This window comes from Shewanella violacea DSS12, assembly GCF_000091325.1.
Lineage (GTDB): Bacteria > Pseudomonadota > Gammaproteobacteria > Enterobacterales > Shewanellaceae > Shewanella > Shewanella violacea.
The window spans coordinates 1,232,942-1,250,354 of record NC_014012.1 but is presented as its reverse complement, the minus strand read 5'-3'; the positions used below and the strand labels follow the sequence as shown (position 1 = coordinate 1,250,354).

The window sequence follows — 17,413 nt, the reverse complement described above, 5'->3', positions numbered from 1 at the left end:
TGCAGACATAGAAGCTTAAGCTTCCTAGCCTGCTTATTTTCTCGCCGCCCTTATCCGCTCTAACAGGTTATTCACCTGGCTAGATTCTTTTATAGCCGAGAGGCTAATAGGCAAACGTCGCTGCCAATTGGGATACTCTTGCCAGGTTCCAGGAATATTCACACTGTGTATTTCGCCAATAAGATCGCTAAGCTGCACACTAAATAGGGCCGAATGACTCAGGGCTGATGCACTTATCCAGGCCTCAAGTAACGCCTCATACTCGAGACTGTCCACTGCGGATTTGTCGATACATTCAAGACTCACAAGCAAGCTGAGCAACTGTTGTTTCTCAAGTTCACGGCCGTTTAAGGCATCCCCCAAGGCTGCATCATTGTCGATAAGCTCCAGCTGACGTCTCAGGTGCAGATCACTGGCGGACCACCACGCGGCTAAGTTAGGCACATCGTGATTTGCCAGCATCATTAAACTGTCTTGTTTATGCTCACCTGGACTCATAAAACCTTTGCTGTGCTTACAAAAATAGAACAGCTGGTTAGAATAGATGCCCGAAGATCTCAGGCGCAGATCCATCTCGGGAGGAACCAGACCGAGATCTTCTCCTATGATGCAACACTGGGCTCGCCAGCTTTCAAGACATAGGATGGCGAAGAGGCTGTCTACTGGATAATACACATAGGCTCCCTGACCGAGATCCTCATCCAAGGGGCACCACCATATTCTCAGCAAAGACATCACGTGATCGATTCTCAATGCACCACAGTGGCGCATATTGCCCCTCACTATTGAAATAACATGTTGAAAATTATCTTTTTTCATTGAAATTGGGTCTAAGGGAGCCAGGCCCCAATTTTGTCCTTGAGGTGCAAATGGATCCGCTGGGGCGCCAATACTGGCATCGAGGCAAAATTGCGATGGGTTTTGCCTGACTTCGACTCCTCCTGGGCTAGCGCCCACAGCGAGATCCCGTATCAGGCCTAATGACATCCCGGCTTGTTTGGCATTAGTCTGACAGGCACAGATTTGCTCTTCGGCAACAAACTGTAAAAATCGATAGAAGTCGAGATTCTTGGGTAATTCATCCCCAGCTTTAGCCGACTCGGCCAGGACAAATTGAGTCAGTGCTTCCCCCTCCCTGAGCACAAAATCATCGAATTCCTGCCTCCTGACCGATGAACTCTTGGTATCTGACAGACTAAACACTTGATACAAAATGATAAAAGCTCGATATTTAATCAGAGTCAATTGGGGGAAATCCAACCAATTATCGATATTGATGGATCGCCTCAGAGCCTCAAATTCATCTGACTGCAACCTAAACTTTGCTTGGGCATACTCAGGAACAGCTTGGATATGAATATAGAGAGGATTAATTCTGCGCCTGTCACTGGGGCTATAGGGGCTCACCTGTTCTGGCTCAGCGATATCTAAGGCATGTAGTGGGTTGAGCTGAATAAAATCTCCCCCATGCTCGGCCACCCAGTCGATAATTTCAGTCAAGTTACCAAAATCTCCAATACCCCACTGATTATCACTGCGCAGGGAGTAGAGCTGAATACTGAGTCCCCAAGGCCGAGTATTAGTATTAGTATTAGTATTAGTCGTCGAGACACTGGTTTTATCTGAAGCTATCTCTGAATTTATGTCTGAACCTGTATCTGTATCTGAATTTATGTCTAAATCTACATCTGAACTTATGTCTAAATCTATATCTGAATTTATGTCTAAATCTGTATCTGAACTTATGTCTAAATCTGTATCTGAATTTATGTCTGAATCTGTATCTGAGTTTATGTCTGAGAGCCTAAATGCTTGTCTTGGGGCCATCATGACGATACCTGAATACCTGTATTTCCCCGCGATCAATTCGGCGCTGTGATAGCCTAGACCTAATCGCTGATTCTTTGCCTCAATCACATCAGAAGAATCAAGTTTCGACTCGACACACTCTGTAGCAGTATCAGTATCAGTATCAGTAGCCAGCTTGGCATCTTCTGAACCGGCTGGTATTAACTTCAGCAGAGATAAGCGATAGTGTAAATATTGAGTCTTGCCTATGTGGTAATCACCGACTATCTGCATATCGGCCGGAAGCAGCCTAAGACAGAATAAGCAGTCCGATTCACTCAAGATCCTCAGCGTCAATTCACCTTGATAATCATAGGGCAGATACAGACTAATCTCAGGATCGTCAAGATAGCTATGCTGAAAACCATGAAGCCCCACGGTCCATGGCTCGGCATCGAGTTCATGAATACGCCTATCCAGATACTTGGCATCGATTCCACCTCGAGTATCGGCTAATTTATCCAGCATGCACCGCAATACCCCCTCTCTGTCCTGAACTGGGATACGGATATTCTGGCCACTAAAATTGATAAACTCGGCACCGACGCCCTGCAGATACAGTAACTTCTCCAGCCCCATATTCGTCGTCCTTATACAAGATAAACATACCAATACTCAGTGGCATTCACGGCAACAGAAAATACCAGAGTGAGGTATATTCATGTCAAACAGATGACAAAGAGTGTTTAAAAATCCAAATTAAAATAAAGTAGATAACTTGAGGTTTGTATATAGTAAATAACTACTATTTAATAAAAAACATTATAAACCTTGGGAATCACAAACCCTGAAACCAGAAAACAACAAAATAACAAAATAACAAAACAACTTCGCAATAAAAATAAAGGTTAATTAAAACGACCAAATCATACAAGATGTTTTAATATCATTACTTAATCAAGTCAATGCAAACAGTAAAAAACCATATAGACAATATCTAACTTACACGTACCGCCATCTAATACAAATTCCAATAAACACCATGACCTAGACACGCAATGAGTTGAAAACAATAAATAAAATATCAATGGCATACATTAACAAAAAAACCACAACCAAAATAAAACCTATAGATTCAAAGGCATATACAGTTAATGAATAAGCTATAATTAAAATAGAATTAATCCCCTATCTGGTTATAACTAGAGAAACATTAAAGAATAAAATATATTATTCAGATTTAAACTGGAGTAATACCAAGCGCGCAAATTGTATTTTATATACGAATATCATTTAAACCCAGGTTATTGGATTCAGAATGCAAGTTAATCATGAATAATACTGGCTAAAAACTTTTAGTCTCAGGTAACACTAAAGAAATCAACAGTTAAATCAACAATGAAATTAACAAGCGGAATTCACATCCCTTAATCGATAATACATGTGTTTCATATTATTCATTAGTCGTAGTAATTAATAACCTAAATAAACCTGAATAAACCTGAATAAACCTGAATAAACCTAAATAAACCTAAATAAACCTGAATAAATCTGAATGAATCTGAATATTCCAATCATGATGAGTTAAATGAATCGACTACCACTGGTTCGAGGGCAAGATGGACCCTAAGACTTTTCTCCTCTTGCTGCTATGTATGTCTGACTAAATCCTACCTCTGTCATAAATTTACAGATTTAGTTACCGACCTCTAAGTTTCGGATAAACATTCTATTTCTGTGTAACGTTTTTAGAGCTGGCTCACACCTTTACCCAAACAAGATTGATAACTTGGTTATCAAGAAAAACAACAATTTTAACATTAGAGTGTAAAGGTGATTTTATGACTGCTAAATTTTTCATCCCATCTGTCAATGTATTAGGCAAGGGCGCCGTCGACGAAGCCATAGGTGATATCAAAACATTAGGGTTTCAGCGCGCACTACTTGTTACCGATAAACAGTTAGTAGAAATTGGTTTAGTCGGCCAAATTGCAGATAAATTAGCTACCGCTGGGATAGTGACGACCATCTTCGATGGCGTGCAGCCCAACCCAACTTCTGGCAATGTCGAAGCTGGCCTTAAACTACTCAAACGCGATAATTGCGACTTTGTCGTCTCTCTAGGTGGTGGCTCTCCACATGATTGTGCCAAAGGTATCGCTCTGGTCGCGACCAATGGCGGCAACATCAAGGACTATGAAGGCCTGGACATGTCAGCCAAGCCCCAGCTGCCACTGGTTGCCATCAATACCACAGCTGGCACGGCAAGCGAGATGACACGTTTCTGTATCATCACGGATGAGTCCCGCCATATTAAGATGGCAATCGTGGATAAACACACCACGCCTATTTTATCCGTCAATGACCCGGAATTGATGCTGGCGAAACCTGCAGGACTCACAGCTGCAACTGGTATGGATGCATTGACTCACGCCATCGAAGCCTATGTGTCTATTGCCGCAAACCCCATCACTGACGCCTGCGCCATCAAGGCCATAGAGCTGATAAAGGCTAACCTAATCGAAGCGGTCGACAACGGTCAAAATATCGATGCCCGTGACCAGATGGCTTATGCCCAGTTCTTGGCAGGCATGGCATTTAATAACGCCAGCCTAGGCTATGTCCATGCCATGGCTCACCAACTTGGCGGATTTTACGATCTTCCACACGGCGTATGTAATGCCATCTTGCTACCACATGTTCAGCAGTACAATGCGCAAGTCGCAGCGCCACAGCTCAAAGATGTGGCCAAGGCTATGGGCGTCGATGTCGCCAATATGAGTGATGAGCAAGGTGCTAGCGCCGCCATTGATGCAATCAAGGTTCTAGCTGCTGCGGTTAAAATTCCTGAAAATTTGACCAAGCTAGGTGTCAAAGCCCAAGATATTCCGACCTTAGCCGATAATGCTCTGAAAGATGCCTGTGGTTTCACCAACCCTAAGCAGGCAACTCATGCAGAGATTTGTCAGATCTTCACTAATGCGCTCTAGGGCTAGAGTATGACTCTCCTATAGCCAAGGCTATACACTTGTTATAAGTGCTGACGGTTAGCTTTCCCCTCCAAAAAACAGCAAATAAAAAGGCCCGCTTACTTAAGTAAGCGGGCCTTTTTATATCATGATAATGAGTTATCCCCATCCGCTAAGTCACACGTCCACAATGACTAGTTCACAGGGCTAATTCACAGAGACTAATCGACTGGTTCGACACATGCTCTCTGTTTCTGGCTCCATCTGAGTTTGGTACTCTGGGCCAGACTAATGATGATCACCAACAAACAAGGCAGAAACCAGCTCCCATGGGCATCATAAAGTGGAATATAATTCTGTAAGCTCTGCTGCAGCACCTCAGGCATTTTCCCTAGGATATTAATTCCATCCAAACTACCAAAAATCAGCGCAATCAAGAAAACAGAGACAAAGGTGAACGAGACTGACTGTTTATTTGGCAGTACCAGTGAGGCCATCACTAGAGCGATAGCTACAGGACAAAGAATCAAGATCACAGGTAAACTGACGGCTAAGATTTGCTCTAGACCAAAGTTGGCAATACATCCCGTTAGCACCACAACAATCACGGCAACCACAGGAAATGACACCCCAAAAGCCTGTTTATAATATTCTGCACTGGCATTGGTTAACCCTACGGTAGTAGTAAGACACGCCATTATAATGATGGCCGCAAGCAACCACTGGCCATACACCCCAAACTGGTTTTGGATATAATGAACCAATATCTCTCCGCCATTAGTGGCGCCAGCGGCTACGGTTGCAGAGGTGGCACCGACATAACCCATGGCAATATAGCAGGCCGACATCAGCACAGCATAAATACAAGCCACTTTAAACGCTACCTTAGCCACCTCATCCCGAGAGCCACAGCCTTTCGCCTCGATAGCACGTATGATGACCCAACCGAAACCAACGGCTGCGATGGCATCCATGGTCATATAGCCTTGAATCAGCCCATGGGTCACAGGCAAAGTAAGATAATCTGCAGTTGGAACCTGAGGTACCCCGGGAGGATAGACAAAGGCCACAAATGCCAGTATGAGTAACATCAAGATCAACACAGGAGTCATGACCTTACCGATATAGTCAACCAGACGACCTGGCTGAAACGCTAATACCAGAGTCAGAGCCGAGAACACCACAGAAAACAACATCAGATGATCGCCTGTAACGAAGGGTTTAACTCCCATTTCATAGGCAACGGTGACTGCTCTGGGCATGCCAAAAGCCGGACCGATAACGGTAAATAGCAATACCCAGAAAGCGCCGGCTAACCAACCAGGCAGAGGCCTAGTTAGATGTTGAGAACTGCCGATTTTACCTAATACGATTAAAGTGAAGGCAGGCAGCCCCACTGAGGTAAGTAAAAAACCGACCATAGCGGGCACAAGTTGAGTCCCAGCTTCCAGCCCTAGTAGTGGCGGAAAAATAAGATTTCCAGCCCCTAAAAATAAGGCGAACGTCATCAGGCCTATGGCGAGTATATCGAGTGTTTTCAATGGACATGTCCTGTATTTTTATAATAAAACGTCAGGTCAAGCTGTTGAATATGAGAAAGGAAATTTCACAGAATCCATCAGCCTGGCTGACGGAAATCCGCCAGCCTAGTTAATAATCACTAAGGTAATGGCGATAATGTTAGGAGTTGCACGCTCGAAATTGGCCGACTCTACCACATAAGCAGTAAGCTGTTGCTTAGTGTTAAAAGTCATCGCAAGCTCCAATTCAAATATAAACGGCAGGTTTTTACCTTAATATAAATTATCACACCTGTATACTGCATTCCCAAACTAGATAGATTTACGGTCCATTACAAATCTAAATAGATAAGTATAACCAACTGATTTAAAATAAATATTCGTACATAAACACAAGCTAAACTAGCTCATTAACTCCAGCTTAGCTATTGTCACACCCTACAACCGCAAGTTAAACCGAAAGCCGAGTGGTTAACCCCTAGTCAACAACAGAGTAAGCCATGGTTACACCTAAGTTAACAAGAAGACTATTAAACTGCAGTCAATACACGGTATACAAGATGACTCAGCAGACTCACTCATACACGAATCAACTGAGTCGTTTCTTGCTCTCATGCATCTTGAGCTCTACCTCTTCGATAAGCTTCTCGGCATCGACCTCGGAGATCATGCCCTCATGAGTCAACTCTTGAATCTTCTTCCGCTCGGTATTGAGCAATATTCTTAAGGCCAGATAAGACTCTACCCGCTCCACCAGATGAGGCGAGTCCTTACGAAAATCATTCAAGGTTTTATCGGCGAATTGGTTAACCAAACTGACCTGCTCCAAGGCTTTTTCCAACTGGCTAGCCTCTAAAGACAGACTAGGAGCAAGTTCAAGAATATAAGCACTCGCCTCAAACAAGCCTCTGGCACTCTCGAAAGTGATCACATGCTGCTTATAACTCGCCCCTCGAGCATAGACTCCTATGATGGGTATATTTGCACACTGACTCGCCCATTTAGGGATCTGCCAATGCTTGGCAATGAAGGGTCTGGGCCAAATTTGCGGCGTCCCATCTAGTGCCTTCTCTATTGCGCCGATTAAGATGTGGGTCGCATCTTGGCTTAATAGCCCTTTGGCAAATTGGTTCCAATAAAATTGCCGCTCAGATTCCAGCAGTTTCCTTTGGTACTCCACCTGAGTATCTATGCTTTCTTCCTCTTTATAGGGCGTAGCTATGGTGACTATATTACGATCTACCACCGTCCAATTAACCGCCTTCAAATGTTCATCCTGTTTAAGGTCCTCTCTTACCTTGGCAATTTCATCGGAGATCTTATGCTGCACCTTAGCAAAGGTCTTCTGCTTGGCCTTGGGCAACTTGTCCAGTCCAAGTTTTGCCATCACAAAACGCATACTCGAGCCGTTTACCACTATGGTGAGGACCACAATACCTGCGGTGAGAAACAGCACCTGATCACGCAGCTGAATGTCTAGGGATTCGGTAGTTGCCACGATTAAAGCCAATGCTAATGACACCGCCCCGCGCAAGCCCCCCCATATCAGGACGATTGATTTTTCCTTGGTCAAGCCTATGCCGATTCTGGCTAGTATCGGCATGAAACCGACGATCACCATGGTCCTAATGACCAAGATCCCAGCAAAAATCACCACTAAGTATTGCCAATTAGCGAGGTCGGTGAGTCCTAAGCGAGTCGATATAACTAGGCCTACTAAGATAAATATCAAAGTATTAAACAGATAAGACAAGGTGTGCCAGAAGTGGTGTAGATGCTCCATCACCTCGGGAGAGAAACGCGTTCGACCAGGTCCTGCATAGATGAGTGCCAGGGTGACCACACTCACCACTCCCGATGCATGAAACACATGCTCAGACAGATAAAAAACCAGATAGGGCAAGACTAAGGTCAGTGCAATTTCAATTAAGCTGTCATTAAACAAAGAGCCGATAAACATCAGGCTGATTGCCGCGACCACTGCACCGACAAGCACGCCTACTGAGACAACCCGAGTAAATTCGCCTACCACATGCATAAAACTAAGCTCAACCTGTGCCTGAGTTGCTAGCCCCAAAAATAAGGTAAACAAGACGATGGCAGTACCATCATTGAGTAATGACTCACCTTCGATCAGCGTTTGCAGCCGGGCTCGGGAGCACAGCTCTTTGAGCAAGGACACCACAGCTACCGGGTCCGTAGCACTGACAATTGCACCAAACATCAAGGCTGTACCCACCGACCAGTGCCAAGGTAAAACGCTGAGGCTTAACAAGGCGGTGATCCCTGTACAGAGCACCATGCCCGGGATGGCCAACAAGGCGATCTGAGAGAACATGCGCTTAAACAAATGAACTTCTAACGAGAAAGCCGACTCGAACACCAGAGCTGGCAAAAAAATAAACATGATAAGGTTGGCATCTAGCTGACTGGCAAGCAGAAAGGATGATTTAAGTTCATGGAGAAACGGGGTTTGAACTTCATAATCCAACACAGAGCCAATCAAGATCCCCAAGACTAGTAGGGCCACAGAATATGGGATTGCCGTATTTTTCAATAGCCTGCGTAACAAGATCCCTAATATTATCGCCACCACAAAAAATACTAACAGCTGTAAGGTCATTTGCATATGCATCACCTAGGCATTAGTACCGTCTATTAAAAGTAGCTCTATATCATCAATTAATCACCCTATTCACAAGAATAGACAAACCACAAAAAAGGCTCAGGATTTGAATCCTGAGCCCCTTGGCTTATCTAGTTTCAGTTTATAACTAGGCTGGCTTATTCGGCCTTTGCCGCCTTAGCTTTAAACTTCTCCCGCATCGTCTGCATCATCACATAGAAGACGGGAACTAACAGGGTTCCAACGATAGTGGCCGCCAACATACCGCCAAACACCGAGTAACCTAAGGCGCGTCGGCTTCCGGCACCAGCACCTGTGGCGATAATCAGAGGTAGGACCCCAAGTAAGAAGGAGAAGGCTGTCATCAATACCGCACGGAATCTCAATTTTGCAGCCGTCTCACCCGCCTCAAGAATACTCTTGCCCTCTTCGCGCAGCTGCTTGGCAAACTCCACGATCAAGATGGCGTTTTTACACGCCAGACCGATCAAGAGCACCAGACCTATCTGTGCATAGAGGTTTAGGTCTGAGCCCACCAACCAGATGTTGAGGAAAGCCCCCAATATCGCAATAGGCACCGCCAGAATAACCGCGAAGGGTATGGTCCAGCTTTCATATTGAGCCACCAAAAATAGATAGGTAAACACCAGCGCTAGGCCAAAAATCAAGGGCGCTAAGTTACCCGCCTTGATCTCTTGGTATGTCTGGCCGGTCCACTCGTAGCTATAACCCGCAGGCAGAGTCTCGTTAGCCGCACGTTCCATGGCTTTAATGGCATCACCTGAGCTGAAACCAGCTGCGGGGAAACCATTGATGGTGGTCGAGCTAAACATGTTGTATGAGGTCATCACATCAGGACCTAATATCGGCGTCACTGTCACCAGTGTGCTCAGAGGGATCATCTCCCCAGTGTTCGAGCGCACATAGAAACGCGAGATATCTTGCTCTGAATTACGGAACTCTCCCTCGGCCTGCAAGATCACTCTATATACTTTGCCATAACGGTTGAAATCGTTGACGTACATAGAGCCCAGCATGGTCTGCATGGTTGAGAAAATCTCGTTGAGAGAGATGCCTAATGCCTTAGCCTTATCTCTGTCTACATCCACATACATCTGCGGCACATCGGCACGAAAGTTACTGAACGACATGGCGATTTCAGGCTGTTCATTGGCTTTCATGATCAAGGCTCGCATCACAGATGCTAGCTCCTGGGGCGTTCGTCCTTGAGTATCCTGCAACACAAACTCGAAGCCACCGACACTGCCCACACCTGGGATAGGCGGCAATGAGAATGCCATGGCTTTCACCGAAGGATTAGCCGCATACTTAGCCTGTAACTTAGCCACTATCGCAGCCTCGACCATATCCGGTGTATCTCGTTCCTCCCAGCTAGACAGAGTCACGATCATCAAGCCACCATTAGAGGCAACAGAACCTGACAAAATACTAAAACCACTGGCATGGATCACATTCTCGACCCCAGGCTCGGCTAGTGTTAATTCGACCAGATCTTTCATCACAGCTTCGGTGCGGTTAAGTGAAGCACCGTCAGGCAGTTGAATATCCACCATGAAGGCCTTCTTATCTTCCATGGGCACGAACCCAGATGGCAAGATATTAGCGATACCTCCAGTTACGGCGAGCAGACAAACATACACAACTAAGACTAAGGAAAGCTTACGAGTCAGGGATGACACTAACTTCATGTACTTACCTGTCACTCGGGTAAAGTACTTATTGAAGGTGGCATGGAAACCGCTTGTATGCTCTTTAGGTCTTCTCAGTAATGAGGCACACAGAGCCGGACTCAAGGTTAATGCGTTTACCGATGAGATCAGCACCGAGATACATATGGTCACGGAGAACTGAGCGTACATCTGCCCTGTGATCCCTGGCATTACTGCCGTTGGTGCAAACACAGCGAGCAAGACTAATGTGGTGGCAATAATCGGTCCAGTCACCTCTTTCATCGCCTTAGAGGTCGCTTCTTTGGGTGATAAACCCTCATCTTGCATCAGGCGGGTGACGTTCTCCACCACCACAATCGCATCATCGACCACAATACCAATGGCCAAGATCAAAGCGAACAGAGATACCGTATTGATACTCATGCCAAAAACCAGCAAGAAGGCAAAGGTACCGATAAGTGACACAGGAATTGCAATAGCAGGGACCAGAGTCGAACGTACATCTTGCAAGAAGATAAACACCACGAAGACCACTAGGGCTATGGAGATAAACAGGGTTTGCACTACCTCCTTGATCGAAGTTTCGACAAACTCGGTGGTGTCATAGAGAACTTCATAATGCAGATCTTTGGGAAAATGCTTTGACAGTTTTTCCATCTCGGCCTTAACTGCCGCCCCAACCTCTAATGCATTAGCATCCGGTGATTGATAGACAGCAATAATGGCTGAAGGCTTATTGTTGAGTCGACCTTGTGCATCATAGGTCTGAGAGCCAAGTTCAACACGAGCCACATCGCCGACGATGACTTTAGAGCCATCATTATTGGCGCGGATCATCACTTCGCGAAATTCTTGGGGATCCTTCAAACGTCCTTTGGTTTGCAGCGTGTATTGAAACTGCTGCTCCGGATCCACTGGTGCAGCGCCGATACGACCCGCGGCGACCTGAATATTTTGCTCCTGTAATGAGGCGATGACATCAGATGCCGTGACCCCAAGGCTCGCCATCTTATCTGGGTCCAGCCAGATACGCATGGCGTAGTCCAGCGCACCAATCACCTGAACTTTAGACACACCATTTTGACGCGCTAAAGAGTCGGTGATATTCAGTCCAGCATAGTTAGTAATAAACAGGGAGTCGAAGCTATCATTGGGGGATACTAGGTTCACCACCATCAAGATATTCGGGCTCTGTTTCTCCACTTTTACGCCCTGGCGTTGTACTTCTATCGGTAGCCTTGGCATTGCCTGTTGCACACGATTTTGTACTTTCACCTGAGCCATGTCGGCATCTGTGCCCACATCGAAGGTCACACTCAAGGAGTAGCTACCATCGTTGGAACTTTTAGACTCCATGTAAAGCATGTCTTCGACGCCGTTCACTTCCGCTTCCAACGGCTGAGCTATGGTATCTCTGACGATATTGGCACTGGCACCGGCATAATTGGTCGACACATTGATTTGAGGTGGCGCTATCTCAGGAAATTCCGACACCGACAAGATAGGAATAGAGATTAGACCCACAAGTGTCAGTACCGTCGAAATTACGAAGGCAAATTTAGGCCTGTTGATAAAAAAATCACTGATCATGACATAGTCCTAGTTAACATCGTTATTAGCCGGAGCCGACTGAGAGTCTTGAAATGGCACTAGCTCTTGCTCCACAGCCTTAACCTTGATACCCGGACGAATCTTCTGTAAGCCATCAACTACGATACGCTCTCCATCTTCTAGACCGCTAAGCACGCGCCAATTGATACCGAATCGTTCGCCAAGTTTAACGATGCGTTTCTCTACTTCATCTTGCTCATTGAGCACCATAACGAAGCGTCCTTGTTGATCTTCCTGTACTGCGGCTTGAGGAATGAGTAAGGCTTGCTCTTTGATGGGAGATTCAATTATCAGAGTCACAAATAGGCCAGGAAGCATCAACTTAGCCTCATTCTTGAAGCTTGCTCTGATGGGCAAGGTTCCCGTCGCCGCATCGACCTTATTGTTGATGAAATCGATATAACCCGTCTCATTAAACATGGTGCCATTAGGCAGACGTAGGCTTATCACGATATCTGAGATCTCTACCTTACGTTTAGCGGCCTGTGAAAATTGCTGTTGAGCCGAGATGAGCTTCTTCTCTGCAACCTTAAAGTTAACCCACATAGGTTGTAGCTGAACTAGATTGGCCATCTCTGAATTTGGCGTGATGATATCACCGATACTGACCTTAGCATTACTGATGCGACCCGAAATAGGCGCATAAACCTGGGTATAGCTAAGCTGTAATTCGGCTCCTTGTACCGCGGCTTCGGCTTGTACCACACCGGCTGCAGTGGTGAGCTTACGAGAGGTCAACTCATCCATATCCTGCGCACTGATCATGCCATCTGGAAGCAGTTTTCTGCCACGTTTCCAATTCATGACAGCTACATCTCTCGATGCTAAAGCCTGCTTAAGCACAGCTTTTTGCTGAGCTAACTTGGAAATATAATTGGCAGGGTCAATCTCAAATAACAGGTCGCCGGCTTTGACGTCATCCCCCTCAATAAACGCACGCTTGAGTAATTGGCCCTGGATTTGAGACTTGATGGTGACATCTTCCGATGCCCTAGTACGGCCAACTATCACAGACTTAGACTGAATTTCTTTAGTCGTAGCCGTATTAACTATCACGCTGGGAAGCATTGGGGCTTGGGGCGCCGGAGCCTCCCCACAAGCCGAGAGTTGTGCAGCTATGATAAAAAGCGCACACCACTTTAAAATTGAAACGGTTTTGGCCAGCATTTAAGCCTCCGGTAGAGTAGAGATATTTAATTTTTATCGGGAAATTATAAGCAGGTAAGTGCAGCAATAATAGTTATTTACAACTTTTATTCATTTACGCTACATTTAGTTCATCACCAAGTGTTATCTCACCTGCCACTTTGCAAACTGAGTAACATTTAGCCGTACATATGTATCCACATATTCAGGATGCAGATACCTGTCACATTAAATACCTGCTCATCACCATGGAATGATGGCGCAGAAGCACACACGGATACTCGATTAGCTGTTGCTTTATTAACCGAAGACGAAGCAGGAGAGATAAATAGTTAAAAAATGAGATCTAGCACAAGGTTAACTGGGTTTGAGTCATGCTAAAAAAGAATAACAGCAAGTTTACTATTTTCATTAAGATGAGAAAGACTTGGGATAGTAAACTTATATGAGTAAAGACGAATAAATGTTGACCGATCAGAAAAGCAATGTCTATGATGGCATTAGTATTCGCAATCAAGTAGGTAATATATGACAGCTATCTCACATGTATACAACTATACCGTTCGATGCCCACACATTAAAGATCCTGCCCACCCTACAACCTGGGAAAACCATATTGAGTTTAATCAATCCTGCGAAATTGGATTAAGCCGAATCACAAAATGGCACGGCCGCTCAGGCAATCGTATCTTCGAGCTGGACGGATTCGTCGTTAGAGAAGCTGAGGCAGAGGGCGCCTATTTCTCGATGCAAAATAAACGAATGAAAGATGATGGCCATGTACTGGTGACCTTCAAAATCTTCATGGATGAGTTGACGAAAGACACCTCAGTACAAGAGATCATGCAGCACCTGATTGCAGATTTTGATAAAAAAGTAGCTAAACTCTAGTCTAAAGCCCCATATGTGAGCTCAAAACTGCCTCTTTTATGAGGCAGTGCACGTTTTACGACTTTAATACGTAATAATTCCCCTATTCCCCATAAAATACCTGTGCCTTGTGTCCATTATAAGCGACTTGCAATCTCTTTCAGTCAATGGCCTAAACCGCTAAAATAGTCTGAACCTTTAACTTTGAGTATTTAAAATGAAATTATCTCTAATAGCACTCGCCATTTTTATCGGACTTACTGGCTGTGCCGACCTAAAAGATGCGGGGCGTACCTTAGGTCAAACCACCAAAGATGTTACTACTCAGATAGGTCATGCAACAAGAGATACAACTAAAGCTATAGGTCATGCATCCCGTGATGCGGTTAAATCGGTAAAAGAAGACTTAAGTGATCAAGGTGAAAATAATCAATAAGCATTAAGCATTTCGCGTTGGGGCCTAGACCTCACATTTATCCCAGACTATAGCTCTCAGCCAGAATAGAAAAATGAACACATTGAAACTTACCTCCTGTATGGCCCCTAATACCGATAAATTTGTAAAATCTTTGGCTGAATATCTGGCTAATAGATTAAACATCCAGATAGAAGCTTGCCTGGATATTTCCTGGCAGGAGCGCGAGGAAGGCTTCGATGCCGGCGATATCGACATATGTTGGATCTGCGGACTTCCCTATATCTGGAAGGTCGACAAACCAATTTCTCAGGTTGAATTGCTGGCGACACCAGTATTAAAGGGCAAGCGTTACCGTAATACAGCTGTCTACTATTCTGATGTAGTAGTGCATATGGACAGCCCTATTCGCAACTTTGCCGATCTCGAAGGCAAGCGCTGGTCCTATAATGAACCTCTATCTCACTCTGGCACTTATGTGGTACGTGATCATTTAGCTAAAATGGGTAAAGATTATCGATATTTTGGCAAGGTTGTCGAATCAGGCGCCCATCAGAACTCGATTAAAATGATCTTAGACAAACAGATAGACGCCTCAGCCATCGATAGCTGGGTACTAGAATTAGAGCTTAAAAAACACCCAGAACTCGCGTCAAAGTTACGTATAATAGATACCCTTGGACCCAGCAGTTTTCCGCCCTGGATGATATCTAAACATGTCCCGGTAGAATTTCGCAGACGCATTAAACATCTCTTAGTAGAGATGCACCATGATCCTGTTGGCCGAAGTATATTGGACAAGGTGGAGATCTCACATTTCGCCGCTACCGAAGACAAGGACTATGATCCTATCCGGAAAATGGCCCAGAGCGCCGAGAAAATAGAGTGGGCCGAAATTTAAGCCAAGATACAGAGCCTATGTTTCATCAGCTCTTTCATCATGAAAGAGCTGATCAAGTAAGATTAGCGTAAAGGTGAATCTGGACAGCAAATATATCTCTAGCCCAGCCTAGTTACATCTAAGTCCTATGACTTATGACTTATGACTTTTAGCTTATGGCTTATGGCTTATGTTTGATCAGCTCTTTAATCATGATGCCCGCCTGAGCGAGTAAAATAAGTGTAAAGAGGAATTTGGACACCAAATATCTCTCTAGCCCAGTCTAGTTACATCTATGACTTATGACTTTTAGCTTATAGCCTATGACTTATGGCTTATGGCTTATGGCTTATGTTTAATCAACTCTTTCACCATGATGCCCGCCTGAGCCAGTAAAATAAGTGTAAAAGGCAGCGCGCCAAATATCGCGATCTGTTTATTCAGATCGATATTATTCTTTAATACCAGAGCCGTGGTGATCGACACTAGCACTAAGATCCACATCAATTTAGATTTCATAGTCTGACTTCCCGTCATCATGCTGGTGACATAGATAGCCGAATCTGCACTGGTTATCACAAATGTGATCAAGAGTAAGATGGCGCTATAGGTCAGAATTTGTCCAAAAGCCAAGTTATCGAAAAAGGTGAACAGGCCTAAGGTAAAATCTCTATCGGTTGCCTGTACAACATCAGGCAAGATACTCATGTCGAATACACTGCCGCCAAAGGTACTAAACCAGACAATGGAAGTCATGGTTGGTATGAGTATGGTGCACAGCAGATATTGACGTATGGTACGGCCACGACTGATTCGGGCGATAAAGGGACCGACAAAAGGTGCCCATGCAATCCACCAGACAAAATAGATGATGCTCCAACCTTCACTCCATTGGCGAGATGCCATATCGATAGAGAAAGAGACTGACGGTAATAGTTGCAGATAACTTAGCGTCGAAGTGACCACAGTCGTCGCAACTGATAGAGGGTCAACCAGAGCTATCACCGCCACCAGCATAACCACGACTAACAATAGGTTAAACAGACTCATCCTCTTAATCCCTTTATCCAACCCCATGGTCGATGACAGGGTGAAGGCTAAAGTGATGGCCACTAGCAGGCCTAGCCGAAAACTAACCCCGCCTATATCTGAGCCAATACTTTGCTCCACTCCACTCTGAACTAAGGCTATGGTGTTAGCTAGGGTCCCCGCTACTCCGAAGATCACCGCCACCACAGCCAGAAGATCAAACAGCTGATAGCGGCTGGACTCAGGCTTATCAGTGAAGCTGGCCGAAATGGTCATAGGTCTGGACTTATTAAAGGCAAACCACGCCATCACCAAGCCTGAGATAGCATATAGGCTCCATGCATGTAAGCCCCAATGGAAATAGGTTAAGGCCAGGGCGCTATCTTTACCAATATCAGCCACAGGCACAAATGCAGGTGGATGGGCATAGTGGACAATAGGCTCGGCCACGCCCCAAAAGATAAGCCCCGACCCCATACCTGCGGCAAATAACATGGATGTCCAGCTGACAAAGCCAAATTCGGGTTTGGCATCTTCACCTAGCTTAATTTTCCCCCAGGGACTCAGGGCGATAGCCAGAGATAAGATCACAAATAGAGAGGGAATGATGATGAAGGCTAATCCAAATTCATGGATGACGTAACCAGTAAGCCCTGCAACCCAAGATATTGCCGTTTCAGGAAATATGAGGAAGGCCGCGGCCGCGATACAACAGCTGATAAGGGCTACTGACTCCCGACTCAATTGACTCATTAGGTTTCGAATGGAATGGTTAAGTGTGTTCATAAGACTGACAGGGCTTTAGTATCCGGCGTATCAACAAATGCCGGAAGGCATGAATTAGCCCGCTAGCCTAACACACTCACGG

Annotated in this window: 10 protein-coding genes; 4 read left to right on the top strand and 6 right to left on the bottom strand. The window is 45.2% G+C overall.

The genetic code is table 11. The features are described 5' to 3' along the window. Window positions 1-33: 33 nt before the first annotated feature. Window positions 34-2,427: a 4-alpha-glucanotransferase gene (malQ, locus tag SVI_RS05035; RefSeq protein ID WP_013050355.1), complete on the bottom strand. Its 2,394-nt coding sequence runs from the start codon at window positions 2,425-2,427 to the stop codon at window positions 34-36. A gap of 1,202 nt (window positions 2,428-3,629) precedes the next feature. Between malQ and yiaY the strand changes: the two genes are divergently transcribed. Further along, complete coding sequence (gene yiaY, locus SVI_RS05030) at window positions 3,630-4,778, top strand: L-threonine dehydrogenase (protein WP_013050353.1); 1,149 nt, start codon at window positions 3,630-3,632, stop codon at window positions 4,776-4,778. A gap of 200 nt (window positions 4,779-4,978) precedes the next feature. Here the strand turns inward: yiaY and brnQ are convergent, their stop codons facing one another. From brnQ to SVI_RS05010, 4 genes are all read right to left on the bottom strand, one after another. After that, the gene (gene brnQ / locus SVI_RS05025) at window positions 4,979-6,298 is read right to left on the bottom strand and encodes a branched-chain amino acid transport system II carrier protein (RefSeq protein ID WP_013050352.1); all 1,320 of its coding nucleotides are present in this window, start codon (window positions 6,296-6,298) and stop codon (window positions 4,979-4,981) included. Window positions 6,299-6,866: 568 nt separating this feature from the next. Beyond that, on the bottom strand, window positions 6,867-8,906 hold the full coding sequence (locus SVI_RS05020) for a cation:proton antiporter (protein ID WP_231847773.1): 2,040 nt from the start codon (window positions 8,904-8,906) through the stop codon (window positions 6,867-6,869). Window positions 8,907-9,061: 155 nt separating this feature from the next. Beyond that, window positions 9,062-12,184, bottom strand: coding sequence for an efflux RND transporter permease subunit (locus tag SVI_RS05015; protein ID WP_013050348.1), 3,123 nt, complete (start codon window positions 12,182-12,184; stop codon window positions 9,062-9,064). 9 nt (window positions 12,185-12,193) lie between these two features. After that, window positions 12,194-13,372: an efflux RND transporter periplasmic adaptor subunit gene (locus SVI_RS05010; RefSeq protein WP_013050347.1), complete on the bottom strand. Its 1,179-nt coding sequence runs from the start codon at window positions 13,370-13,372 to the stop codon at window positions 12,194-12,196. Between the two features lie 507 nt (window positions 13,373-13,879). Between SVI_RS05010 and SVI_RS05005 the strand changes: the two genes are divergently transcribed. The 3 genes from SVI_RS05005 to SVI_RS04995 all read left to right on the top strand — a co-directional run bounded on the left by SVI_RS05005 (window position 13,880) and on the right by SVI_RS04995 (window position 15,537). Then, window positions 13,880-14,242, top strand: a complete 363-nt coding sequence (locus SVI_RS05005) for a hypothetical protein (RefSeq protein WP_013050346.1) — start codon at window positions 13,880-13,882, stop codon at window positions 14,240-14,242. Window positions 14,243-14,438: 196 nt separating this feature from the next. Next, window positions 14,439-14,657: a hypothetical protein gene (locus tag SVI_RS05000; RefSeq protein ID WP_013050345.1), complete on the top strand. Its 219-nt coding sequence runs from the start codon at window positions 14,439-14,441 to the stop codon at window positions 14,655-14,657. Between the two features lie 73 nt (window positions 14,658-14,730). After that, entirely contained in the window at window positions 14,731-15,537 is an 807-nt protein-coding gene (locus tag SVI_RS04995) for a phosphate/phosphite/phosphonate ABC transporter substrate-binding protein (protein ID WP_013050344.1), read from the top strand. Between the two features lie 321 nt (window positions 15,538-15,858). Here SVI_RS04995 and SVI_RS04990 read toward each other — a convergent pair whose 3' ends face one another. Then, complete coding sequence (locus tag SVI_RS04990) at window positions 15,859-17,298, bottom strand: BCCT family transporter (protein ID WP_041419703.1); 1,440 nt, start codon at window positions 17,296-17,298, stop codon at window positions 15,859-15,861. Window positions 17,299-17,413 lie beyond the last annotated feature (115 nt).